The sequence below is a fragment of the Alteromonas sp. BMJM2 genome (assembly GCF_027257845.1).
In the GTDB taxonomy this organism is placed as follows: domain Bacteria; phylum Pseudomonadota; class Gammaproteobacteria; order Enterobacterales; family Alteromonadaceae; genus Alteromonas.
Map to the genome: position 1 here is coordinate 29,942 of NZ_JAPVOT010000001.1, position 23,728 is coordinate 53,669.

The following is a 23,728-nucleotide window of genomic DNA, read 5'->3' on the forward strand; positions in this document are numbered from 1 at the left end:
AAGCTGAAATGCTGAAGTTGTTTAAACATGATATACAGCCAGTTAACGAATTAACGAATGCGCAATCGGCGGTTGAGGTAAAGGATCTCAACTTATGGTTTGGGGAAAAGCATGTATTAAAAGACATCACCATGCGGATCCCTAAAAACAAAGTCACGGCGTTAATTGGGCAAAGCGGGTGTGGTAAATCTACACTCATCAACTGTTTTAACCGTTTGAACGATTTATACGACGGCTGTCATTACAAAGGTGAAGTTATTATTGATGGTAAAGACATCAATAGTAAAAAAACCAATGTGTCACGCTTGAGAGCCAAAGTAGGTATGGTATTTCAACGCCCAAATCCATTTCCTATGAGTATTTACGAAAACGTATGCTACGGATTGAAGCTTCAGGGTGTGCGTGTAAGAAGGAACTTAGACGATGCTGTCGAAAGTGCGCTGAAGCAAGCCGCCTTGTGGGACGAAGTGAAAGACCGATTGTTTGAGCCTGCAATGACCTTATCAGGTGGTCAGCAGCAGCGGTTGGTGATTGCCCGTGCCCTTTCGTTAAAACCTGAAGTGTTGCTACTTGACGAGCCAACATCGGCACTTGATCCTTTAACCACGCTTTTCATTGAAGAATTGATGGATTCGCTGAAGAAGCAATGTACGATAGTTATCGTTACTCATAATATGCAGCAAGCAGCCCGGGTAAGCGACTACACGGCTTTTTTTCATCAAGGTAAACTAGTGGAGTATGCTGATAGCGATACGCTGTTTACTATGCCGGAGAAAAAACAAACAGAAGATTACATTACGGGTAGATATGGCTAATAACGGCTTTTCTATTTGCGCTAGCCATATAAGCAAAGGCGCGCTACCTTTAGAAATTACTTTGTTTCCATGCGCCACGTTTACGTGTGTCGCGTTTGCTGTTCACCGGAGTTACTAAAATGCGTCAAGTGGCTTTAAATACTCATATTTCGGGTACATTTAATGTTGAATTAGAAAACTTGCGTAACTCCGTGTTGACCATGGGGGGCGAGGTAGAACAGCAGATGGTAGATACGCTGTATGCCATTAAGCACAATCATGCAGCCATTGCTGAAAAAGTGGTGTTGAACGACTTAAAAATAAACTCTATGGAAATTCAAATAGATGAAGAATGCTTGAGAATTATTGCTAAGCGCCACCCAACAGCAAGCGATCTACGTTTAATTATGACTATTTCTAAAGCCATTACCGATATTGAACGTATGGGGGATGAAATTGAGCGCATTGCAAAGTTAGTAACGCGCAACAAACTTCCTTCTTCTGACACGATAAAAAGTAGTATGGTGAAGATAGGCGAGCAGGTTATCGACATGATGCGCGGCACATTCGATGCTTTCGCTCGTCAAGATGAGTCGGCAGCGCTTGAAGTTTATCGCCAGGACAACCAAATAGACAGCGAATACAAACGGCTGATAACGTACACCACATCCGAGATGGAAAAAATCACCGAAGATATGCAAGATTGGCTAGACGTGCTTTGGGCATTGCGTTCACTAGAGCGCATAGGGGATAGGTGCAAAAACGTCTGTGAATATGTTGTGTACCTAACACGAGGAACTGACGTGCGTCATACCTCCCTTGAAAGTATCCATCAGAAGATAGAAGATCTGACTTAATTGACGGTGTAGATATCGCTATACCGCACGCGTGGCGTGGCATAGCGTGTATTTTGAAATATAGTTGTCATAAAATTGAAACATTTGATTGAATAATCAGCGTCGAGATATACTTTTACCGAATTTCGATGATTTTCGCTATGGCTTCGAAGATGATTACGTTATCATGCGCCGGAGCCGAGGACAGGTCGTGCAAAAAACGAACATTATGCTAAAACATAATCTGTCTTTAACATCACACTCTAGCCTATTTGGCTCGGGGAACTGCTACACAGTGAAGTAGCGTAAAGCCCAAATCGCATTAGCTCGGGAGCGATACTTAGTGGATTTTTTTGAAAGTTATGGCCTAATTCTAATTCTTCTTGCCGGTGGTGTAGGTTTCATCATGGCGTGGGGAATTGGAGCCAACGATGTTGCCAATGCAATGGGGACATCAGTAGGGTCAAAAGCATTAACAATAAAACAAGCAATTTTTATTGCGATGATATTTGAGTTTGCTGGGGCGTACCTTGCTGGTGGTGAGGTTACCTCCACAATACGCAAAGGAATTATCGACTCAAGCTTCTTTACAGACATACCCGAATTGCTCGTATTGGGCATGATATCCTCGCTTTTAGCAGCAGGTATTTGGTTGGCTGTAGCGTCTTGGTTGGGTTGGCCTGTATCTACAACACACTCTATTATCGGCGCGATCATTGGTTTCACCGCAGTAGGCGTTAGCATGGACGCTGTTGCGTGGGAAAAAGTTGCAGGTATTGTAGGAAGTTGGGTGGTAACGCCTGCTATATCAGGTGTTATAGCGTACTTAATATTTATGAGTGCGCATAAACTTATATTCCAAACCGCCTCACCCTTTGAAAGTGCAAAGCGCTACGTACCGTTTTATATGGCGTTAGCGGGCTTTGTAATGTCACTCGTGACGATTAAAAAAGGGCTAAAGCACGTTGGCTTAGAAATGAGCGCGGTCAATGGCTATATCCTCGCTGTGGTTATCGCAGTGTTATTGGGCGTTTTAGGCAAGTGGTACATTGGCCGCATGAAGTTCAGTGGCTCAGAAGATGCAGATTTACAAGCTGCAAATGTAGAAAAAGTGTTCGCATTGCTAATGGTGGTGACAGCGTGTTGCATGGCCTTCGCACACGGCTCGAACGACGTAGCTAACGCTATCGGACCATTAGCGGCCGTTGTTAGTGTAGTGAGCAGTGGCGGCGAAATTAATGCAAATGCCAAGTTAGCGGTATGGATTTTACCTCTTGGTGGTTTAGGTATAGTTGCGGGTTTAGCGCTATTTGGTCATCGAGTAATAAAAACCATAGGGCAGGGAATAACTCACCTTACGCCTAGCCGTGGTTTCGCAGCGGAATTGGCAGCAGCTTGTACCGTTGTTATTGCGTCAGGAACTGGGCTACCTATCTCTACCACGCAAACGCTAGTTGGAGCCGTGCTTGGTGTAGGTTTAGCGAGAGGTGTTTCTGCACTTAACCTTGGCATTGTAAGAAATATTGTAGTGTCGTGGGTTGTTACGCTTCCTGCAGGCGCCATTCTTTCTATTATCTCGTTCTATATATTAAGAGCATCGTTTGGGGTGTAAAACCAAAGCAGTCTAACGATGTAGAACACTAAAAAAGCCGCGATACGTTTTCACTTATCGCGGCTTTTTGTTATCACATTAACAGTGATTACTGTGTTTTTTACTTAGCCTTAATGTTCAATCTTTCTCTATGGTAATAGGTGTTTGAAATCCATTCGGCTTTATTCCGACAACCGCGCAATGCAGTTGATGAATAGTTTCTTCAGCGGTACCGCCCATGATAAAACCAGGCACACCAAGCCTTGCCACGGTACCCATGACAACCACGTCTGCACCTACAGACGCTGCAGTGGCCGCAATTTCTCGTCGAGGATAGCCATGTACAATATGTTTTTGTGGTTTAAGGAAGTCTACTACGTCATCGTCTAGCTCGTCAGAAAGTTCGTTGAGCAGAAGGGCCAGTTCGGTATCCCGTTCCTCAAATATTTTGGCGAGGTCGTGTTCCATTCTATCGTTGTCGACGGTGATAAACCCATCTCTCGCTATGTTTTCGGGAACCGCATCGAACACATGCACAATATGCAGCTGAGCAAACTCAAGTAAAGCAATCTGACTTGCGTGGCGAAGTATGTCGCGATTGAGCTCTTGGCGCACGGAGACTTCGTGTTTAGGGTAGTGATAGTTCAAATCAAGTGCAGCAACCACATTTTTGTACTGGCTTTTAGGCTTTCGTTCGACAACCCAAACAGGGCAGGGGCATTTTCTCAACAAGCGCATGTCTAGGCTGCCGAAAAGTTTATCTAAAAAATTCTCTTCTGCGCGCTTAATGACTAAATCGATATTGTTATTAACGACGTAACTCACAACATTAATTAGCGGGTCGCCTATCAGTACCTCGGTATCAGCATGATAATGCTGGCTCCAGTTTTTAGATTGCTCTGTTAACCACTGCTGCGCTTGGGTTTCCATACTTTGCTGAGACTCAATATAAGAAAACGACTCCATGATCATATTGGCATTTGGCGGAAGCGCCTCTAGTGTAAGCACAATGGTGATATTCGCCTGATGGATTTTAGCAATGTGAAGTGCTTGTGCCACTGTATCATCCTGTCGATGAGAGTCGCCTAGTACACAAAGAATGTTTTTGTAGTGTCCCTTCATAGTGGCCTCATTAGCATGCGATTGTCGTGTTTACCGAATACGCTTTAATTTAATCCTAAACCCAGAACGTCTTGCTTGCCAGTGTATAAGTAAGAATTCTTTATTACGTTTTCGGGTTTTTAATGTGCTGATCGTAATCTTTATGCTAGATTAAGAATTATATTATTAATCAATTATGAGATAAGTATGAAGTGGCCAAACCTTAAGCATTTACACTACCTTGTAACCCTGTATCAAGAGCAGCATTTCCATCGTGCCGCTCAGCGTTGCAACGTGAGCCAATCAACATTAAGTACTGCTATTCAAAATCTTGAAGAACACTTTGGCAGTCAGCTTCTAGAGCGTGAGCACAAAACATTCGTGTTTACCTCGCTAGGTTTAGACATTGTGGAGCGCAGTAAGTTAATACTGCAAGAAGCGGGTGAACTCGTTGAGTACGCGCAAAATGCCGGTAATTGGCAGCGAGGTACCATAAAGCTAGGTGTTATTCCCACCATTGCGCCCTTTCTTTTTGAAGGCATGTTAGGGGCCTTTAAGGCATTTCTTCCCGATATTAACTTAGAGATGCAAGAAGATACGACTGAAAAGCTACTGCAACAGTTAACAGACGGTAGGTTAGATTTGCTTATCTTGGCTTTGCCTATGGAAACCCCAGGGTGCAAGCAAATGGTGTTAGGGCACGACCCATTTCATCTTATCGCTCACGAAGATATGCTACCCGCCTTACCTAATCCAGTGGATATATCGTCACTGCCTAAGAAAAGTATTTTCTTACTTCAACAAGAGCATTGTATGACGGGGCATGCGGTAAGTGCTTGTAACTTACAGCACAGCGACCAAATAAGCAGTGTCGCCGCCAGTAGCCTGTACACCTTGGTACAACTAGCAAATAGTAAAATGGGGTATACCTTTTTACCAGAGCTTGCGATTAACCAGTCTATTTTGAAGCATACAGGGCTCAAGAGTTATCCTGCAGAGGAAAAAGGCTTCAGGGAAATTGGACTTGTTTGGCGCTCAGGCACTACGCGTATGCAGCTGTTTCGCCGCATTGGTGAAATTGTTTCACCATTATTGCCAATACCGACGCTCAAATAATAGAGCGAGCAAACACGTAATAGCGCAAATATTAGAAAGAGGATCTTAGAAGAATAATCTTAGAACGATGATCTTAAGAAGTTAACGCAGAGCCACCAGCTGCTAGGTGGCTCGATTTAACATTAGATATGCGGAGCTGAATGACCAAGTTCGGCAGCCCACGTAAGCTCAGATCGTGATAAGTTGTTTGCCGCATTTCGACCAAAGCTATGCAGAGCATTGTAAGCGCTGTTTGATGGAATGCCTACGTAGTGGCATAGTGCGTAAAACAGTAGGCTACAGCGATGCTGAGAGCCATCGCAGTGCAAATAAATACTGGCACCTTCAGATAGCATTTTTGATAGCTCATGGAGGTAATGATGTAAGTGAACATCATCGGTTGGCGATTGAGATGAAGGATGACTAAAGGGCACCCATAACCATTCCAAACCATTTTCAAATGCGCTGTCTCGAACATTTGGGGCTTGTTCTTCGCCGGTTTGAACCGTTGCCACGTGAGTCACTCCTAAGCTTTTTAATGCACTATAGGCTTCGGCAACGGGCTTCTTGCCCAAACATATCTTGCCCACTTTCAGTGAGAACCAAGCGATGGCGGGGGACCTATCTGTAGTGATATTGGCAGTAGTGCCAGTGCCATTAGTGTTAGTGCCAGTAATATTAGTCTCAGTTTTGGTTGTTTTCACAGCGAGCGCTAAACCACAAAATAATAAATTGAAAAGTAATGACAACCGCATCCGCCAATAACGAACACGTGCCATATAGCATGAGTATATTTTACCTTTTTTGCAACGTAAAAACAGACGCCCACGCTGAAACAAAGTCCTCCTGCTACGAGTAGCCACAATCCAGCCCCAGGTAGCGCCATGTAAAGAGGATAAATTAAGCCGATGGCTATCCAGCCCATAAGTAGATACGTCATAACAGACACTTTTGGAAAGCGATGCTGCGCCACTAGCTTAAAGGCGACGCCGCCAAATGCAAGGCTCCAGATAACACAGGTCATTATCATACCTAACGCGCCACCGATAGACACTAAAAGCAAGGGTGTGTAAGTGCCCGCTATCAATAAATATATTGCGCTGTGGTCGAAAAGCTTAAGCCATTCTTTGGCTTTGTGATGTGAAGTAGCATGGTAAAGTGTAGAGCTCAAAAACATTAGAATAAGGGTGGTGCCATAAATGGCTACGGTAACTAGGGCAAGTGTACCTTCAGCTCGGTAGAGTAAAAACACTAAGCCAATAATGGCTGCAACCAAACCGACGCCGTGGCTAATACTATTGAGCCATTCTTCTATTACCGAGTAAGCCCTTGCGGGTATGCTTTCAAGTTGGTCTCGCATTTCTGACATGACTAATCCTATTACGTGCTTGTCGTCATTTTTGTGAAATTCAGTGAACAACTGTTCGCTGAAAGTGATGATAGCAGAAAACGCGCTAATATTGACACTAGTTTTCTATTTTCTAAAGCTTACCTCTCACCCTTTTCTTTCAGAGCAGGCCGCCCCGCCTAGCCATGCCGTTCTTACCGTTAGGTAGGTTATATTTTACTCGGTGCTTTTTACTCCCTCTTGTGTAGAAACTTCCAATATCAACACGGCCATCTTGCTCATTTGTTTTTAACTCTAAGATTTTAATGGCTTTTTTATTCTGGTTCGAAACCTGCAGTAACTAGGAAACAATGGGTTGATAACTCATAAAAGTTAACCAAGCAATTTACAGTTTCAGCACCACTACCGATGCAAGGTAATGGGTGTTTTGTCGCAAGAGTTTAAATTAGCGAAGGCAAATAGTTATAAAGTCAAAAGTTATAGCGCTGAAATAGAAATCAGAAACAAGGAGTAAAAAATGTCTTTTCTAAAATGGGTTTCTTCAGGAATAGTCGTGTCGTTACTCATCGTTATGATAGGAGTAGTAGGCAATGGAAATACCTTTGTAAGTCAGGCTACTGCTGAGGATAATGCAAAGCCGTATCATACAGACATTACGGATGTGGAAGAGACTTACACCAGCATGGAATTTAACGTAAATAGAAAAACTCATCTATTACGTAAAACTCGAATTGAATTTTACCTTGCGCAAGCGAAACAGGCGGACAAGCGTGGGTGGGATCATCAACGCAAAGACATTATGAGAAGAGTAGAAAACATTTTAGCGCATCACCTAACGCAGTATGCGCAAGAAGTTGACGCTGAAATGTCGCAGTATACCTCTGCTTAACCTTCTCCGAGTATTGCTTAATACTGCCAGCTAAAATTTTGAGCGTTTTAACTGCTGCAGCAATGCACGGAAAAAAACGACACGCTTTACTTCTCTGTCCTTTAAATCGCTATCTTTGTTCGTCAGCGTTAAAGCAGCTACCAAGTTTGTCTAGTAAGTAACGAAGCTGCACGCTTTCTTCATGGCTCATGCCTTCTAATTTGCACAGCATCTGCGAGGGTACGTCTTGGGCCATTTGCTTTTTCGATTTACCTTCCTCGGTGAGCATTACTCGTTTAACTCGCTTGTCGTGTTCGTCTTTTTCAATAGTGAGGAATTGTTTTTCATTCAGCTTTTTAAGAATAAGCGTCATAGCTCCACCATCAATCGCGGTGCGCTCTAATAGTTCGGCAATGGTGATGTTATTCGCTTCCCACAAAGCCATAAGCGTAATGTACTGCGGATAAGTAATATCCAGCGCCTTCAACAGGGGCCTGTAAGCACGTGTAAATGCATTTGAAAGCGTATAAAAGCGATGACAAAGCTGATTTTCTAATTTTAGTAATTCAGACATAGGCAACTCCAATTCAATAGAGTTTTATATTTTGTATGCAAAGTACTTGAACTTCAAGCCGAGATAGTGTTATTTTATTTTGCATGCAAAGTAAGTGTGGCTAACTAAAGTCTTCGCTTGCTGTTTTGCAATTTTCTTTTTAACAATGGAGTTTATGATGCATACATTACAACAGGTCGTTTATACCGGTACAGCAACGGCAACAGGCGGAAGAGAAGGCACGGCAAAATCTAGTGACGGAAGGCTTGAGCTTGGGCTATCTACACCAAAAGAACTTGGCGGCGCAGGTGGGCAAGGGACAAACCCTGAGCAAATGTTTGCAGCAGGGTACTCAGCCTGCTTCATCGGTGCACTGAAGCACGTTGCTGCTTCACAAAAAATTAGATTGTCAGACGACATTAGCGTAACTGGCGATGTGTCTATTGGGCCTATTGAGCAAGGCTTTGCCATAGCCGTCAAGCTTACTGTCGACCTTGGTGATATGGAAACAGGCAAGGCTCAGGCGCTAGTAGATGCAGCGCACCAAGTGTGCCCATACTCAAATGCTACTCGCGGCAATATTGAAGTAGAAATAGCACTAGCCTAAATAATTACAATGATTCAATGGCCACTGTCTCCCAGTGGCCATTGAGCCTGCGCTAAAGCCGTGCTTCAGCGGAATCGAAACCTCACAACTACCGAATTCTTTTGTTGTCCAATCCCAGAGCCACTGCGCCCACATCATCACTCAACCCAGTTAGTAAAGTTGGTGTTAAACGCTACCAGTCTCTTTCCTTATTGTTATTTATCGCCCCTGAAGTCTCGACTTGCTACTATGATCATGTAGAACGAACTCTTAGACAGAATTGCCCAAACTTGTAAAGAAACAGAACAAGCTGGATAGAACTAGAAAGGAAGAAGCATGAAACAATATGGGAACCACACTATGAGCTACTGCAAAATGCTAGCTACGCTAATTTGTGTACCAGCACTTTTTGCGTGCAGCGATGCCACAACTGAGCCTGCAAACCAGGCCGACGCTAGCGCTGCCATGAAAGATGTTGCAAAAGAAAATATGGGAAATAAGGCGGCCGAAGACAACGCTAGAGCAGAAATTACAGAGGGGTCATCTGATATGGCCTCAGGCGCTGATTATCATTCATTCTCTAATCCCGATGAAGTACGGGTAACGCATTTGGCATTAGATCTTAGCGCTAATTTTGATACTCAGCAGTTATCAGGGAGTGCAACGCTCAAGGTAGAGCGCACCAACCCAAAATACAATGAGCTTGTTCTTGATACTCGCGCTCTTAAAATTGAAACTGTTACCGTAAATGGTGAGGCAGTTCCCTTTACTTTAGGCGAAACCGATGTTGACCTAGGAACGCCTCTTTCCATCTCGTTACCCGAGAACGCCAATCAAGTTACCGTGAACTATGCCACATCACCAAGTGCGTCAGGCGTGCAGTGGCTCACACCAGCACAAACTGCAGGTAAAAAGCATCCGTTCTTATTTACTCAAGCTCAGGCCGTTCACGCCAGAAGCTTTATACCATTGCAAGATTCCCCACAAGTGCGTGTGACTTATGAGGCCACCATTAAAACACCGCCAAGCTTATTGGCAGTAATGAGCGCAGCAAACGATCCTCAAACGAAGCGCGATGGTGAATATACCTTTACCATGCCGCAGCCAATTCCTTCTTATCTTATTGCATTAGCCATTGGCGATCTGCAGTTTAAGGCCATGGGGGAGAGAACAGGGGTGTATGCCGAACCTGCGCTTCTTGAAAGTGCAGCTAAAGAGTTTGAAGACACCGAAGCAATGCTCGAAGTCACTGAAGAGACTTACGGCCCTTATCAGTGGGACAGATACGATCTTCTCATTTTACCACCATCGTTTCCCTTTGGTGGCATGGAAAACCCTCGTCTCTCGTTTATCACGCCAACTGTAATTGCGGGTGACAAAAGTCTAGTGTCTCTTATTGCACATGAGTTAGCTCATAGCTGGTCTGGAAATACAGTTACCAACGCTACATGGCGTGATTTGTGGCTAAACGAAGGCTTTACCACCTATTTAACCTATCGCATCATGGAAATGATTTATGGTCATGAGCGGTTTAAAAAAGAGGCCGTGCTAGGCTATCAAGACTTGCAAAACGATATCGCTGCGCTAGAACAAAACGATGAAATTCTTGCTATCGATTTACGTGGTCGTAACCCTGACGACGTATTTTCAAATATCCCTTACGAAAAAGGCGCGCTTTTTCTTCGAGAGTTAGAGCAAAAAGTAGGGCGTGAGAATTTTGATGCATTTTTAATGCAGTACTTCGAAGACTTTGCATTCAAAAGCATCACTACAGATACCTTTATCGACTATTTGAACGAGACGCTACTTAAGCAATATCCAGAAAAGTTAGACGCTGGGCGTATTCAGCAGTGGATTTTTGAACCTGGTATTCCAGAAGGTGCACCGAAGCCTGAGTCTGATGCTTTTGTTAATATCGATAAGGTACGCAGCGAATGGCTAGCGAATACCACGAAGGCAAGTGCCATTGACACTGTGCAATGGACAGTGCATGAATGGTTATACTTCCTTAACAATATGCCTGAGTCGTTAACCGACAAGCAGCTTGTCGAATTAGACAGTGCGTTTTCGCTAACAGAAACGCAAAACAACGAAATTGCCCACAGCTGGCTGATGATTGCGGTAGCCAATGAGTACAAGCCAGCATACGAGCGTTTATACAACTATCTGGTTAGCATTGGCCGCAACAAATTGGTTAAGCCGCTTTATCGCACACTTTCGCAAACACCAGAAGGGAAAGCATTTGCGAAAAAAGCATTTGAAGAGGCAAAGCCTGGCTACCATCCATTAACGATAAGAGCCAACGAAGGTTTTGTTAATTAAGCGCTTTATGAGTAATGAATTAAAGAGTGAGTAGGTAAAGCCTGTTCTCTCAGAATATACGCTGTATAAAGGCCCTATCAACTTTGGCTGGTAGGGCTTTTTTATGCATCTCAAATATGAAAACGGCAGCAAAAATGGTAGTGCAAATACCTGATATGAAGAATGTCTTTAAAATCTATTCGCCTGTGTTGCTACATAGCTTGAGTTGTTGCATTCTTGTTCATTATTCATTATTCATTATTCATTATTCATTATTCTTTTGTTTATGGTGCCAATGAGATAGGGTAAAAAACAAGAAATGTGACTCGAAATAAGTTAAAAAATAAACGTTACTACACGCTATGATGGCATGGACATGCTGCCACTTTATGGGAAGGAATCTATATGAAAAACATTTATGCCATATGTGCATTCGCCATTTTTGCCTCAAATATTGCAGCTGCAAAAACAGTAGTCGGCTATGCAGAGATGACACGGATTTATCAAGACTACATTGTTGGTGACGGGATCAGTAAACCCAAAATGCCAAAGTTTTATCTATTTGATACAGAAACAAATACTCTTCTAGCACGAGATAAGGTTATTGAAGTACTTGGCTTAGCGCCTTCTGACGTAGACAAAGTCAAAAACTTTATTGGCGACGCAATTGACCTCCCCAAATCGGTATCTGTACCGTCGTCATTGCTTAAACTTGAAGCAGACAATCAGTATGTAATGTTTTATTTCAATATGCCAAAAGATGCGTATGGGGCTGTGGTTGCTTACCACCCCACTATTAAGGAAGACCATGCCTTTTTGGTTAATACCGTTTCTGAGCGGTCCGATGTTCAGCTACTTTTAACATTCTAAAATTACACGCCAAGGAGTGGGTATGGAAATTCCTAGTCTAGAAAGAGAAAGCACGGCGACATGGCTGAAAGGCCCCTTAGTCGTTTTGTTTGCTATTGGCGCCTGTCTGCTTCTTTGGCAATACTTACTAACTAGTGATCGAGATAGTAAAAGCAACTTATTTATCGAGGCTTACCCCGTAACCGCTAGCAACGCCGTTCGAGTGTTCGGCCAGTTACAACCATTGCTTTCTTCTGTGGTTACCACCGATGTATCTGGCAAGATTGCAGAAGTTAACGTGAGCCCTGGTTCAGTCGTCAGTCGTGGTGATGTTTTGGTGAGACTGATGAATCCTTCCCTTAATCGAGAAATAGAAGAACTTGAACTTTCTATTTTGTCGAAAAAAGTGAAAGAAAAGTCTAACGTAATTACGTCTCAGCAGGCTCTGCTTGAGCAAAAAAATAATGTTACGTTTGCGACTTCTGACTTAAATTCACTTGAGATTGAATTGACCGCCACAGATCAGCTCTATCAGTCTGGTATCGTTTCCCGTCTCAACTATGTCAAGCTAAAGGCGAGTGTCGAGCGAGCGCGCGTTACTTTGGAAGCAGAAAAGGGAAAGTTGCAGTCATTAGCCAATACAAATCAAGCGTTATCAGAAGTCGCCCAGGCAGAGTTAAAGATCCTGCTTAATAAAAAGGATTACGTTGAGCAACAAGTGAAATCGCTGGATATTCTTGCTCAAGAAAGTGGCGTTGTGACGCTGATTAACGATGGGATGGAAGTTGGCTCAACGCTTCAAGAGGCAGACTTTGTTGCTCAAATTGCTGATCCACTGGATATGTATGCACGTCTTTCCGTTACCGCATCCGAGGCCGCGCAAGTAGAGGTGGGTATGAGTACGGTGATTAATATCAGAGGGGAAAGGGTAACCGCTAGAGTGTCACGCGTGTCTCCTTACGTTGTGGAAAATCAGATTGAGTTTGACGCTGCATTTGATGCGACATTGCCAGGCGGTGCAATTCCTAATATGAATATATCGGGAGAGGTCATATCCAAAGGCGAACAAGCTTTAGTGGGTTTACCTAAAATATCCCATGTAACGGATACGCGTAGTCGCTATACCCTGTATGTTCTCAATAAAAATACACAAACATTTGAGCTAAGACATGTGCTCATTAACGCCATTTCAGAAACCGAAATGTATGTGAGTGACGGGCTTGAAGTAGGCGAAACGGTACTTCTTGTCTCACCAGATGAATATGGATCTCGAGCGTCAATCAGTTATGCAGAAATCAGTTCCTAGAACGCTAATTAATTTACAAAACGTCAGCAAAAGCTTTGTTAGCGGAAAAGTCTCTTACCATGCTGTACGCAACGCCAACCTGCAAATCACAGAAGGCGATATGGCCTCAATTCGAGGCACCTCGGGTAGTGGAAAAACCACGCTGTTGTCTATTATTGGGCTACTCGAGGAGTTAACGGATGGTCAATACGGTTTGTGCGACTTCCCTACGACACAACTCAAAGAAAAGCAGCTGTCTATTCTGCGCAACAAAAACATAGGCTGGGTTTTTCAGAATTTCAACCTTATCAATGACCTGACTGTAGCGCAAAACGTTTGCGCCCCTCTGCGATACAACAAAAGTCTCAGCAGTAAAGCATATACAGCGCTGGTGACTGATGCGTTAATCGAAGTAGGCATGCTAGAGAAAGCCAATGCATTCCCTAGCCAATTGTCAGGAGGTCAGCAGCAGCGAGTGGCCATTGCACGAGCAATAATTAATAAGCCTGACATTATCTTGGCCGATGAACCTACCGGCAATTTGGATAAAGAAAATTCCGGTAAAGTCATGAGCCTGCTTCAGCGTTTAAACGATTCAGGCGCTACTATTTTGGTGGTAACTCATGATTTAGACATTGCCAATATGTTTCCAATCCAATACCGAATGGATGATGGAACATTGTCGCGACTGCACGTTAAAGCACCATGAAGCTTACTTTTCACAGCAATATTGTTCACGACCTCAAGGGCGCTGCTAGGCGCTGGCGTAATGCAAAGTTCCAATTCTTTGTCATTGCTTTATCAGTTAGCTTATTAACAGCCCTGATAAGTGTGTTGTTACAAGTTGGCGTGGTGGTTGGCTCAGACAGGCCTGATTTTGTGGGATCAAAGGCAGAGCTTATCACCTTAGTGCGAAGTAATATGAGCAATATAGTGAAGCCGGTTAAGGGGTTCCACGCTGAGAAATTAGAAAAAGTAGAAGGCGTATCCAAGGTCGCAAAATTGGGCGTCGAACGTTCCCAAGTTAAGGTGGGTAAAACGTTAAGCGACGAAGTGAATATTGGTTTTTTAAACGAAACGCTTATTGAATTATTAACACTCCCTTCCGATTTGAAATCACTCGAAAACAATACACAGTCTGTGTTTGTTACAGCTGGTTTTTGGCAAAAGTACCTAAGTGACTTCAATGTAGATGAAAAACCTCAAATCACAATCTACGATACCAAAACACCATACATAGTTGCTGGAATAGTGCCTGAGTCCATGTCGAGGTGGAGTACATTAGAAATAGGCGTTTATGCTCACGACAGTCAATTAGAGCACTTTGCTCCTTTTAGGTTAACTGAAAGAGAAAAGGCAGACCCTCAAAAATTACAGGATAATATTGTTTATACGCGCAATTATTTGCGTGGGGCGCCCCAGTACTATGTATTTGCAAAAATAGAGCCTGGTATTTCTATACCAGACTTGATGGGAGCATATGGGGTAGTCGATTTAGATGTTGGAAATGCAGTAGAATTTGTAGAAGAGCAACACAAACTGCTTATTACGGAAGGGGTAGAGCTTAATCCCATCACGAAAAACAAAATAATGGCGCAATGGCAAACTCTGCTATTTTTGTCGAGTATCTTGTTACTGGCTATTGTGAGTAGCTTGCTCTATTCCCAAATAGGGCAGCTCATTCAACGAAAGAAAGAGCTCACTATTAAACGAGCCATTGGTGCTGGAAAGGCTGACCTATTCAAAGAATGCTCTTTAGAATTATTACCGAACCTTATTGTTAGCCAAGTAGTGAGTTTTGGCCTGTACAGCTACGCACTTACTCAAATGTCAAACTCTGAAACTCTTACCACGTACTTCCAAACAGAAGCTCTTGCAGTAGATATAGCGCTATTTATCCCAGTTTCTTTATTGGTTTGCTTGTTGCTGTGCGCTGTTTTTAGTCTGCCCTACCTTTCTGCAATGCGAAGAATGACGTTATCGTCTAGCAAAAGCGACTCTCTCACCTCTTCACAGTTGCGTGTTTTAAAGCACAGTGCGTTTTTGCAAAAAGTCATGCTGATAACAAGCGTTTTCTTAATGACGCTTACCGTGCACGAGATAAAAAAAGTGGCTGATGCAAATACGTATTCATTGGATATGATTGAATTTCAGGTATTAAGTGAAAATTACGTAGCCTTAAGCGAAAACTTCAAAGAGGGTAACTTCGATAACAGATTTCTAAATAAAACCGCTATTTCCTTTGATTCATTTGTAAACCCCGTAGCAATGAGGGATACGGTTTCTATTGAGGGACAAACAGAGAAATCTGTGGAGGCCACCTCGCTGCATGTATCTGGAAATTTGTTCGCACTGGCAAATGTAAAGTTACTTGCTGGCGAGAGCGAAATGAGTCGAGATGAAGCGGTAGTAAACCAGCACCTTGCCCTGCGCTTTGCCAAGCAGCTTAAGCTAACTAACTTAGACGATTTGCTGGGACTGAAACTGGTGGTTGGCGGATTTATGAATACCAAAGTCGTAAAAATAGCAGGTATTGTTGAAAATGTTCCGCATTATGGTTTTTCGAATCGTGAGCGGCCCATTCTTTATAAGCCGTTTAGCACTATTCCTCAATTGTTAGAGAGAGGTTTTTTTGCATTAATCCAACAGCCTGATGCAGACGATTTTGAGGAGTTTTTAATTTCATGGGCGGATGAAAATGCAGGTTCTTACAGTATTGAGCGTGAATCTCTGGTAAGTCGGCAGCTTTTCAATATGGAATATCTTGAGAATACCACGCGACATAGTGCCCTTTCGGTATCCGGTATATTGGCTTTACTATTGCTGTTTAACATTTTTCATATTTCCCGAACCAATTTACAGCTAGAAGAGAAACGTTTGGGGGCATTACTGGCTATAGGAGCAAGTAAGAGAGCGTTGAGTATTCAAAATGGTCTCGCACAAGTTGTACCTTTTTTCGTGACCTTACCCGTCGTTTTGCTTGGCGTAGTAATATCTAGACGTTTTTTGGAAGACAACCTTCAGGTTAATATAGTGAATGGCCAGCACTTTTTAATTGCCGTAGCAGTCACTTTCTCCTTAATCACGCTGATCAATATTTTGTGTGCGAAGCACTTTCTGTCGAGACCCATTTCAAGACTGCTGTGAGCACTATTTAGCGCATAGCACCCAAACAACACCTAAACAGCACCCAAATAGTACCCAAACGCTAATCAGCTAACGCTGGATTAGCGATAAACAATATATCCATAATAATGGCTGGATCCCATTGTCGCATGGCGGTCTCACTGGCTATGCGGATATCGTCTAACTCACTAATTGTGGCAACGGAAAACGATTTATCCACAATAATATGCACGAGTAAATAAATGTCTCTTCCGCTTTTACTTATTCTTACTTCAACATGTTGATAGGGCACTGCAATCAAGGTTTGCTTTAACCGCTTTTCAATTACAGCTGTCACTGACTCAGGCGGAGCCTTATTAATCACTTCTTTTAGGCTGTCGAGCATAATTTTAAAAGGCACTGGCAATATCGCAAGGCCTAATATTATAAGCAAAACGGGGTCGACCAAGGAGGCATACTCAGCAAAACGGGTTTGCTCAATACCATACGCAGTGGCAAACCCTAATAGAATGGAAGCACTCAATACGCCATCTACAAACCAAGTGTGAGCTTCTACCGCCACTAGGTCTGAGCGCAATGGCTTGCTTTGATACTTCATGTAGCCAGACACAGCAAAGCACGCAGTAGTAGCAATAACACCGTAAATTATTGCATAGCCATACTCAGCCTTTATTCCGCCGTCTGTAAGGCTACCAATAGCCCCCACAACGGCATATAAGCATGTGGCAATGATAACAATGGATTTGAATAAGTTTAACGTAGGCTCTATTGCCGTATAGCCGAAATGAAAACGGTCGTCATCGGGCAGTTGCACTAAATTTGCTACTTTCAGGGTGAGTAACGACATGAAAAAGGCAATGAGTGAGTATGCGCCGTCAAATAGGATGGCGGCTGAATGGGTAATAAAGGCAAAGCCAAGTGCGATAAATACAAACAAACCCGCTACGTAAAACGATACACGTAGTAAGGTTTTTTCTTTAGTGTGGTGAAAACCTATGGCCATTTTCGGCTCAAAGACTCAAGTGTTAATATTCGGCGGATAATACGCTTGTTTTAGAAATAAGATAGCGAATTTATGCTGGGCGACGAATAATTTTTTTGTTCTTGATTAGTGCGCTTTTTAATCAAAAAATAGCGCAGATTAATAAATAGATTGTCCTTACGCCATTACTGCTATGCTTAGGGCAACTTGATAATAGGAAGGGCATGCTTTGTCTAACCCAAAAACAGATGCCCAAGCTACTGATGCCCAAGCTATTGATACCAAGGGCACTGATACCAAAGCTGCTGATGCCCAAAATACTGGCAAACAAACTCAAACAAAAAAGCCCTCTCAGGCGCAAGAAGCTAATCGGCTAATTACCGAGGCGGTTATTCAACTTACCTTGGTAATTGAAACAATGCACAGCCGTATTAATCCGCTGAATTGGCTTTCGCCATCAATACAAGCATCAATACAAGCATCAACACAATCATCAACACCAAAATCAAAACAGGCGCTTAGCAGTGGTATTACAGGCATGGTGTACGACAGTATACGCAGCATCACTAGCGAGGTAAGCAAGCACATTAGCATGCCGCTCTCGGTATTAAACGACAGTTTGAATAACAGAGGCAGCGGCAGCCTCAAAGACAATGTCGTTGGCAGTGATAATGCAAACGGCAATGTAAGCGAAGCAACACCGCCATCATCAACGCATTCACCATCACCTTCGCCGATAAAGCCTACATTACTCTCAGCCATAAATGGCGTAATAGGCGATTATCTTTATACACAGCAAAGTCCGCTGTCCATCGCAATGACGTTTCGTCAACACGGCAATGATATAGAGTTAGACGCATTGTCGCGGCACATCGCAGAGTCCGAAGGCAAGCTTCTCATCATGGTGCACGGCTTATGTATGAACGATGTGCAGTGGCGGCAAAGTGAGCACGACCATGGTTATCATCTTGCTAATGACCTCTCATGCCCCACGGTTTACTTACACTACAATACGGGGCGGCATATCTACCAAAATGGGATGGAGTTGAACGCGCTATTAGGCGAGTTGACGAGCCAGTTTCACTCTCTACAAAGCCGGTATTCATTAGATATTTCAGTTGTTGCCCATAGCATGGGCGGGTTGGTCACAAGAAGCGCGCTTTATTATGCTAAAGCTGCAATATCAGAAGCGGCGGCAATCACAGAGGCAGCCGAAGAAAATGCACAGTGGGCCGAGTATTTGAAAAAAATAGTGTTTCTTGGCACCCCACATCACGGTGCGCCCCTTGAAAAAGCGGGTAACTGGGTAGACCTATTTTTAGGTATGCATCACTTCACGGCTCCTTTAACACGCATTACTCAAATTCGCAGTGCAGGTATTGCCGACCTTCGGCACGGATATATCGTTGAAAGCGACACTCACTCTGAACGGCGTTTTGATTTTGTTAACGATCAACGCAAACCTATTCCACTGCCTGATGGGGTAGCGTGTTTTGCCATTGCAACAACGTCCTCGGCATCGCCTAACGCTATAAATAAGCATCTCGTTGGTGATGGTTTAGTGCCCCTTAATAGCGCACTAGGTATTCATAAAAATGAAGCGTTTAACCTTAATTTTAAACCAGAGAATCAGTGGGTGGGGAATAACATCAGTCACCTTGGATTGCTGGGCAATAAAACCGTTTACGACGTTATTCACCGATGGCTTTCAGAGGGCGCTTATTAACGAATAAACGCCTTCCATTCTTGCAGTAAATGTTTGAAATCTGCCAAGCCGCAACCTGCTTGCATCTCTTGGTCGTAATCTTCGGCAAATTCTTTGTGGCTGGTTTCGTTGTGATTGAGGGTAAGTATTACTTCGTCGTCTTCAATGGTTAACGTATATTCCTTGCCAATAAATTGGTAATCAGGAATGTTGCGACACAGCAGGTTTTCAATGGCCTCTAGCACCGTATTAATGCTTGCGCGATCTGTGCCTAAATCGTTACTTAACCAATCACCAAAAGCTTCGCATTCAATATCACATTTGGCGGAAGGCTCACCTAACATGTCAGTGCGAAATTGAAAATCCATTAGGCTTCCTTAGGCATTTGATAAACATGACCGGTTAATTCGAGTTCAGTGAGGTACACCCGTACATCAAATTCAATTTGATGGTAATCGGGCAGCATGTGTTGGCAGAGCTTGTAAAAGGCTTTGTTATGCTCTTTTTCTTTAAGGTGGGCTAATTCATGCACCACTATCATTTTCAAAAATGGCTCTGGCGTGTTTTTAAACAAGCTGCTTACTCGCAATTCATTTTTACTCTTTAATTTACCGCCTTGTACCCGAGATACATAGGAGTGCAATCCAAGGGCGTGGTTCACAATATGGATTTTTTTATCGTATATGACCTTACTCAACGGTTGAGTTTTTTTCATATACTGGTTTTTAAGCCCCATCACATATTCGCGTAAGTCGTTGTCGTTTGCCACTGAGTGAGTGGTAGGGTAACGAGTGCGCAGCCAATCTCCCAGCGCGTTGTCGTCAATCATCTGTTGAATTTGTTGTTGCAGTCTCTCAGGGTAGTGTGAGAGATATTGAAGCCTGCTACTCATATTAGCACTCATACTGATGAATCATTCAATTTGCTTTGCTTACTTTCAACGTCCGGGCTGTCAACGTCCGGGCTGTCACCTGGCTGGCCTTCAATGTCTTGATTAACAATTGGCGCCAGCTGCTGCTTTATTTCTTCTACGTGGGTAACGGGTATTTGAATATCAATACTGACCTGCTGTGCATAGCGACAGTCGGCAATATTTCCCGACGCTTGCTGAACCAAATGCCTAACAAATTGTTCGTGCTTAAAGTCTACATCAACGGTAAGCGTGTGAAGAGTAACTTCTTCTCGTACAGTGAGCTGTTCAATGGCTTGCTGCGCCGATGCAGAATAAGCGCGAACAAGACCGCCAGCACCCAGCTTTATACCGCCAAAGTAACGAGTCACTACAATCATTACATCGCCAATATTTTTATGCTGAAGCACGTTTAAAATAGGTTTGCCGGCTGTGCCACTTGGCTCGCCATCATCGGCCATAGCAGCGCTTACGGGAGAGCTTGGAGGACCAAAAATATAGGCCCAGCAGTGATGTCGTGCATCGGGATAGCGCTTCTTTACTTCATCAAGCACGGCCATTGCGCTCTCGCGAGAGTTGGCAAATGCTGCCATCGCAATAAACTTGCTTTTCTTTACTTCAAACAGGACTTCAACCTGATTGGCGGGAACGGGATAATTCATGTGATAAGTATAACCCATTGCGCAGCTGCAATTAAGCGGGTCGTAGAGGTAGTGCATTAGAATACGAAATAGATGTGATTGATGAAATTGAAAGAAATGCTTAAAACTGTGGGCCTATTTTAGCGCAGAGATATGCGAAATGTATGATTTAAGAATGCTATCAGGTCCAACATTTTTCATTTACAGTCCTGCTCTAAGAGTGAGTGAAATGACTCTGAACCCAACAAAATTAGACTCTGTTGAATGAATAAGGTATACATTCCAATCTCCTTATGCTCACTAACTTATGAAAGGAATTACGCCTTCTAAACGCTTTATGTCAACCTCGCTGATATCAGCAAAACGTTTAAAATGAGCAGGCCATTGACGAAAATAACACTCAATCTCAGCAATAATCTTTTTGGCCTGAGCATTATTTAAACCAAAGCGTTTAGCTTGCGACAGAATATTATCGATACTCGCATAGCGGCCATCATCACCAAGCCCTAGGCCGTGCTGCTTTGAGTTATTAATTGGAGTAATATCGTAAGCGGGGCTCAAGCGCCACGTTTGCTCAACAAAATTGTACAAAAATGCATGGTTACGGCTGTGGTCATCTGTATTACCTATAAATACGTTAAATACCATTCGCCTAAATAGTTCAGTAGCATCATCCGCAAATTTACCTGTATGGTGGCGAATAAACTCAGCCAGTTCAGCATAGCTATAGTAAGTAGCTAAATCGCTTAACGCGACTTTAGGCCTTTGCAACAAGCTATTGGCGCTCAAAAAATGATGGGTTGGTAAGCCATCGCTTACGTCAAAACGCTCAACCAAAAGAACGTCTCCATTTTCTGTTTCATGAATGCAGGTATTTGCAGAACGAATCCCCAATTCATTAGCCATACGCATAGCACCATGCTCAGCTCTAACTAAATTGAACAAATCGTCTTGACGATTAAACTTTGCCAAATAAAGTTTCTCACCAATTTTCACTGATGTTTTAGGCCTTGCTCCACCCATACTTTGACCAAACTCAAAGGCTTTTTTTGCCTCGAGTGAAATAGCCTTATCAGCGAGTAAATCGTCCTTGGCTCGATCTAAAAACGCTAAGTCGGCTAACGTGTTTTTATTTGTTTTATGCTTTGATGCACTGCGCGACAAACTAAAAACCAAAGCACCAACACCATATCCAGACCCAGCTAGTAAAAACTGAAGTTCGTTTTTGGGTCTAGTGTTATGCAGTGAAAGTATAAGTTTACGACCCCATGAGTCAGCACCGGCATCACTTAATACGCCAAATATACCTTTATTCGCCGAATAGCTAAAAATGCCAGATTGTAGCGGTAAATGCACAGGATCAAGAGCAAACGCATCTGGCCGTGCGAGGTAACTTTTACCGTAGTTAAACTCCCCACGACCTGTTTGTGTGTTTAGCTTGAAAAAGCCACAAATAATGGGGGCGTCTTCCAAACCATCAATAAAAACATAAGCCTCAGAAGTCATCATTAATCTCCTGAGTTTTACGGCCTTTGCGCTGCCTTGCATTATAACCACCAGCATCCGCAACCAACTCATTAACCTCGTCTAACAACGAGCCTTGTAGCTGAAGCGCAACTAAAGCCTCAAACAATATATCGCTTTTTACCACCTCGCCTTGCTCAAGTTTTTGCACCGTTGAACGGGATACGCCTATCATTTTCGCAAACGTACTTTGGGTATAATTCAAAGTGCGATGCTGACGTATTAAATCACCCAATTTATTCGCCAACTTTGACGCTTGCTCAGATCTCATAAATGAACACTTAATCAGTCATTAATTCATTAAAGACTACTTTAGCAGTATTTAATTAGCATGCAAGATGATTTGAATATATACAAAGCATGTTTAAAGCAGCGATCGACATTCTGTAAACAAAGCCTAGTGCTCTCACGACAACAAAAACTAGCTACTTAAACTTTCTGCTATATGTAGAGAGAACAGGCAGCGAGTATTTGTCAATTTTATGTTGACACTTGTCTTGTCAATGTTATATTGACGTTATTATTGCTACTCAAAGGAGGCGATTATTGACATTGCAAAGGAAAAAGAGCTCAGGAATAAAGTTGCTGACTTTATTCTAAACTGGCACACGGATAGTAAACCGGAAGCTTTAGATAATGCTACCTCGGAGGATTATTCTGGTTTAATTGTTGAGGCTTATATTGCAGCGGACGAAGCTAACAAATCACTCGCGCAGTGGGTTCAGTCTGGGCGTAGAGCGGGGTTAAGTTGGGCGGAAATAGGTAAATTACTTGGTATTAGTCGTCAAGCTGCACAACAACGTTTCTCCACGGAAACCAATGCAATCTATTCAGATGAAGCTGACTTTGACCCTCGGGATAGCACTCGCACTACTCGCAGGGGCGTCACTGTATTCAACGAGGCTAAAATTATGCGAGAAGAGGGCGCCAAGGGGAGAAAGATCGTCGGCGCAACGTGGCTGACTCTCTATTTTACCCAAACGGACTCACCAGTGGAAAATATCCGTGTTGTTTCTTTGCGAGGGTCAAGCTTAGTGAAAGAATATGAAAATGAGGGCTGGGATCTCGCTTTCACGTGGACCCCTTATAGGTACTTCACTCGGCCAGAGAAGTAACCAAATACACCTAAACTGAGCGTCCTCAAGTCGCTTTTAAAATGCTTTTACATAGGAAAAAATTTGTGAAAATTGACAGTAAATCGATACCTTATTATGCGGCGGCCCTACTTTTGACAGCTACTATTGTTGCACCCCTATTAGGTCGTATGGAACCTCAAGTAATTTTTGGTTTAAGTAATCAATTTTGGTCAGGATTTATTGGTGCGTCATCACTTGGGGGTATGATAATTATTCTAGCTTTATCATTAAGCAATCAAAAAACATCAAAGTCTTAAAAGCCAAAGCAGCAAGTACAGATGTCGTTGCCATAACCTCCGGCTATTCTGGGGCAGGTTTTAAGCTGCCCTTGGAGACTGTCGCTATGTCTAGCAAATCTATATTGTAACTAGCGTCATTGAGTTTAAAGGGTATTTGTAAATCTTTTACATAAGAACGGCCTTCAAACGCTTTAATTGCGCTGCTCTCGAGTAATACTTTTCATTAATTAGAGCACCTTATTATCAAACACCAATTTA

General features: G+C 43.1%; 23 protein-coding genes. 13 read left to right on the top strand and 10 right to left on the bottom strand.

Features of this window, described 5'->3' with window-relative positions:
* Positions 1-8 precede the first annotated feature (8 nt).
* The 3 genes from pstB to O9X84_RS00115 all read left to right on the top strand — a co-directional run bounded on the left by pstB (position 9) and on the right by O9X84_RS00115 (position 3,242).
* On the top strand, positions 9-815 hold the full coding sequence (gene pstB / locus O9X84_RS00105) for a phosphate ABC transporter ATP-binding protein PstB (protein ID WP_269517446.1): 807 nt from the start codon (positions 9-11) through the stop codon (positions 813-815).
* 119 nt (positions 816-934) lie between these two features.
* Entirely contained in the window at positions 935-1,651 is a 717-nt protein-coding gene (gene phoU / locus O9X84_RS00110) for a phosphate signaling complex protein PhoU (RefSeq protein ID WP_163105107.1), read from the top strand.
* A 322-nt stretch (positions 1,652-1,973) separates the two neighbouring features.
* Entirely contained in the window at positions 1,974-3,242 is a 1,269-nt protein-coding gene (locus O9X84_RS00115; RefSeq protein WP_269517448.1) for an inorganic phosphate transporter, read from the top strand.
* Positions 3,243-3,359: 117 nt separating this feature from the next.
* Here the strand turns inward: O9X84_RS00115 and O9X84_RS00120 are convergent, their stop codons facing one another.
* A complete protein-coding gene (locus O9X84_RS00120; RefSeq protein WP_269517449.1) occupies positions 3,360-4,343 on the bottom strand; it encodes a universal stress protein in 984 nt (327 codons plus the stop codon).
* A gap of 186 nt (positions 4,344-4,529) precedes the next feature.
* Between O9X84_RS00120 and O9X84_RS00125 the strand changes: the two genes are divergently transcribed.
* On the top strand, positions 4,530-5,438 hold the full coding sequence (locus tag O9X84_RS00125; protein WP_269517450.1) for a hydrogen peroxide-inducible genes activator: 909 nt from the start codon (positions 4,530-4,532) through the stop codon (positions 5,436-5,438).
* Between the two features lie 122 nt (positions 5,439-5,560).
* On the opposite strand, the gene O9X84_RS00130 is transcribed toward O9X84_RS00125, so the two are convergent.
* Positions 5,561-6,121, bottom strand: a complete 561-nt coding sequence (locus tag O9X84_RS00130) for a hypothetical protein (protein WP_269517451.1) — start codon at positions 6,119-6,121, stop codon at positions 5,561-5,563.
* Between the two features lie 8 nt (positions 6,122-6,129).
* Positions 6,130-6,786, bottom strand: a complete 657-nt coding sequence (gene trhA, locus O9X84_RS00135) for a PAQR family membrane homeostasis protein TrhA (protein ID WP_269517452.1) — start codon at positions 6,784-6,786, stop codon at positions 6,130-6,132.
* Between the two features lie 496 nt (positions 6,787-7,282).
* Between trhA and O9X84_RS00140 the strand changes: the two genes are divergently transcribed.
* Positions 7,283-7,654, top strand: a complete 372-nt coding sequence (locus tag O9X84_RS00140) for a hypothetical protein (protein WP_269517453.1) — start codon at positions 7,283-7,285, stop codon at positions 7,652-7,654.
* Positions 7,655-7,763: 109 nt separating this feature from the next.
* Here the strand turns inward: O9X84_RS00140 and O9X84_RS00145 are convergent, their stop codons facing one another.
* Entirely contained in the window at positions 7,764-8,207 is a 444-nt protein-coding gene (locus O9X84_RS00145; RefSeq protein ID WP_269517454.1) for a MarR family winged helix-turn-helix transcriptional regulator, read from the bottom strand.
* Between the two features lie 157 nt (positions 8,208-8,364).
* Between O9X84_RS00145 and O9X84_RS00150 the strand changes: the two genes are divergently transcribed.
* The 6 genes from O9X84_RS00150 (at position 8,365) to O9X84_RS00175 (ending at position 16,354) form a co-directional block, all read left to right on the top strand.
* Positions 8,365-8,793 carry an organic hydroperoxide resistance protein gene (locus O9X84_RS00150; protein WP_269517456.1) on the top strand — a complete coding sequence of 143 codons (429 nt, stop codon included), beginning with the start codon at positions 8,365-8,367 and terminating at the stop codon, positions 8,791-8,793.
* Positions 8,794-9,261: 468 nt separating this feature from the next.
* A complete protein-coding gene (locus O9X84_RS00155; protein ID WP_442864486.1) occupies positions 9,262-11,094 on the top strand; it encodes a M1 family metallopeptidase in 1,833 nt (610 codons plus the stop codon).
* Between the two features lie 384 nt (positions 11,095-11,478).
* The gene (locus tag O9X84_RS00160) at positions 11,479-11,943 is read left to right on the top strand and encodes a hypothetical protein (protein ID WP_269517458.1); all 465 of its coding nucleotides are present in this window, start codon (positions 11,479-11,481) and stop codon (positions 11,941-11,943) included.
* Between the two features lie 22 nt (positions 11,944-11,965).
* Entirely contained in the window at positions 11,966-13,228 is a 1,263-nt protein-coding gene (locus O9X84_RS00165; protein ID WP_269517459.1) for an efflux RND transporter periplasmic adaptor subunit, read from the top strand.
* The gene (locus tag O9X84_RS00170) at positions 13,209-13,916 is read left to right on the top strand and encodes an ABC transporter ATP-binding protein (RefSeq protein WP_269517460.1); all 708 of its coding nucleotides are present in this window, start codon (positions 13,209-13,211) and stop codon (positions 13,914-13,916) included. Before O9X84_RS00165 ends, O9X84_RS00170 begins: the two co-directional genes overlap by 20 nt.
* On the top strand, positions 13,913-16,354 hold the full coding sequence (locus tag O9X84_RS00175; RefSeq protein WP_269517462.1) for an ABC transporter permease: 2,442 nt from the start codon (positions 13,913-13,915) through the stop codon (positions 16,352-16,354). The genes O9X84_RS00170 and O9X84_RS00175 overlap by 4 nt, the downstream gene beginning before the upstream one ends.
* Positions 16,355-16,415: 61 nt before the next feature.
* Here O9X84_RS00175 and O9X84_RS00180 read toward each other — a convergent pair whose 3' ends face one another.
* A complete protein-coding gene (locus O9X84_RS00180; RefSeq protein ID WP_269517464.1) occupies positions 16,416-17,336 on the bottom strand; it encodes a cation diffusion facilitator family transporter in 921 nt (306 codons plus the stop codon).
* 208 nt (positions 17,337-17,544) lie between these two features.
* Here O9X84_RS00180 and O9X84_RS00185 point away from each other — a divergent pair, with 208 nt between their 5' ends.
* The gene (locus tag O9X84_RS00185; RefSeq protein WP_269517465.1) at positions 17,545-19,041 is read left to right on the top strand and encodes an esterase/lipase family protein; all 1,497 of its coding nucleotides are present in this window, start codon (positions 17,545-17,547) and stop codon (positions 19,039-19,041) included.
* On the opposite strand, the gene O9X84_RS00190 is transcribed toward O9X84_RS00185, so the two are convergent.
* From O9X84_RS00190 to O9X84_RS00210, 5 genes are all read right to left on the bottom strand, one after another.
* Positions 19,038-19,388, bottom strand: coding sequence for a YacL family protein (locus O9X84_RS00190; protein WP_269517467.1), 351 nt, complete (start codon positions 19,386-19,388; stop codon positions 19,038-19,040). The two genes, O9X84_RS00185 and O9X84_RS00190, sit on opposite strands and share 4 nt — an antisense overlap.
* Complete coding sequence (locus O9X84_RS00195) at positions 19,388-19,912, bottom strand: M48 metallopeptidase family protein (RefSeq protein WP_269517468.1); 525 nt, start codon at positions 19,910-19,912, stop codon at positions 19,388-19,390. The genes O9X84_RS00190 and O9X84_RS00195 overlap by 1 nt, the downstream gene beginning before the upstream one ends.
* Positions 19,913-19,920: 8 nt before the next feature.
* Positions 19,921-20,592, bottom strand: a complete 672-nt coding sequence (locus O9X84_RS00200) for a YigZ family protein (RefSeq protein ID WP_269517469.1) — start codon at positions 20,590-20,592, stop codon at positions 19,921-19,923.
* 279 nt (positions 20,593-20,871) lie between these two features.
* Complete coding sequence (locus O9X84_RS00205; protein ID WP_332108308.1) at positions 20,872-22,077, bottom strand: type II toxin-antitoxin system HipA family toxin; 1,206 nt, start codon at positions 22,075-22,077, stop codon at positions 20,872-20,874.
* Positions 22,067-22,366 carry a helix-turn-helix domain-containing protein gene (locus O9X84_RS00210; protein ID WP_269517472.1) on the bottom strand — a complete coding sequence of 100 codons (300 nt, stop codon included), beginning with the start codon at positions 22,364-22,366 and terminating at the stop codon, positions 22,067-22,069. The genes O9X84_RS00205 and O9X84_RS00210 overlap by 11 nt, the downstream gene beginning before the upstream one ends.
* Positions 22,367-23,275: 909 nt before the next feature.
* On the opposite strand from O9X84_RS00210, the gene O9X84_RS00215 reads away from it, so the two are divergent.
* Complete coding sequence (locus O9X84_RS00215) at positions 23,276-23,488, top strand: hypothetical protein (protein ID WP_269517473.1); 213 nt, start codon at positions 23,276-23,278, stop codon at positions 23,486-23,488.
* Positions 23,489-23,728: the final 240 nt, after the last annotated feature.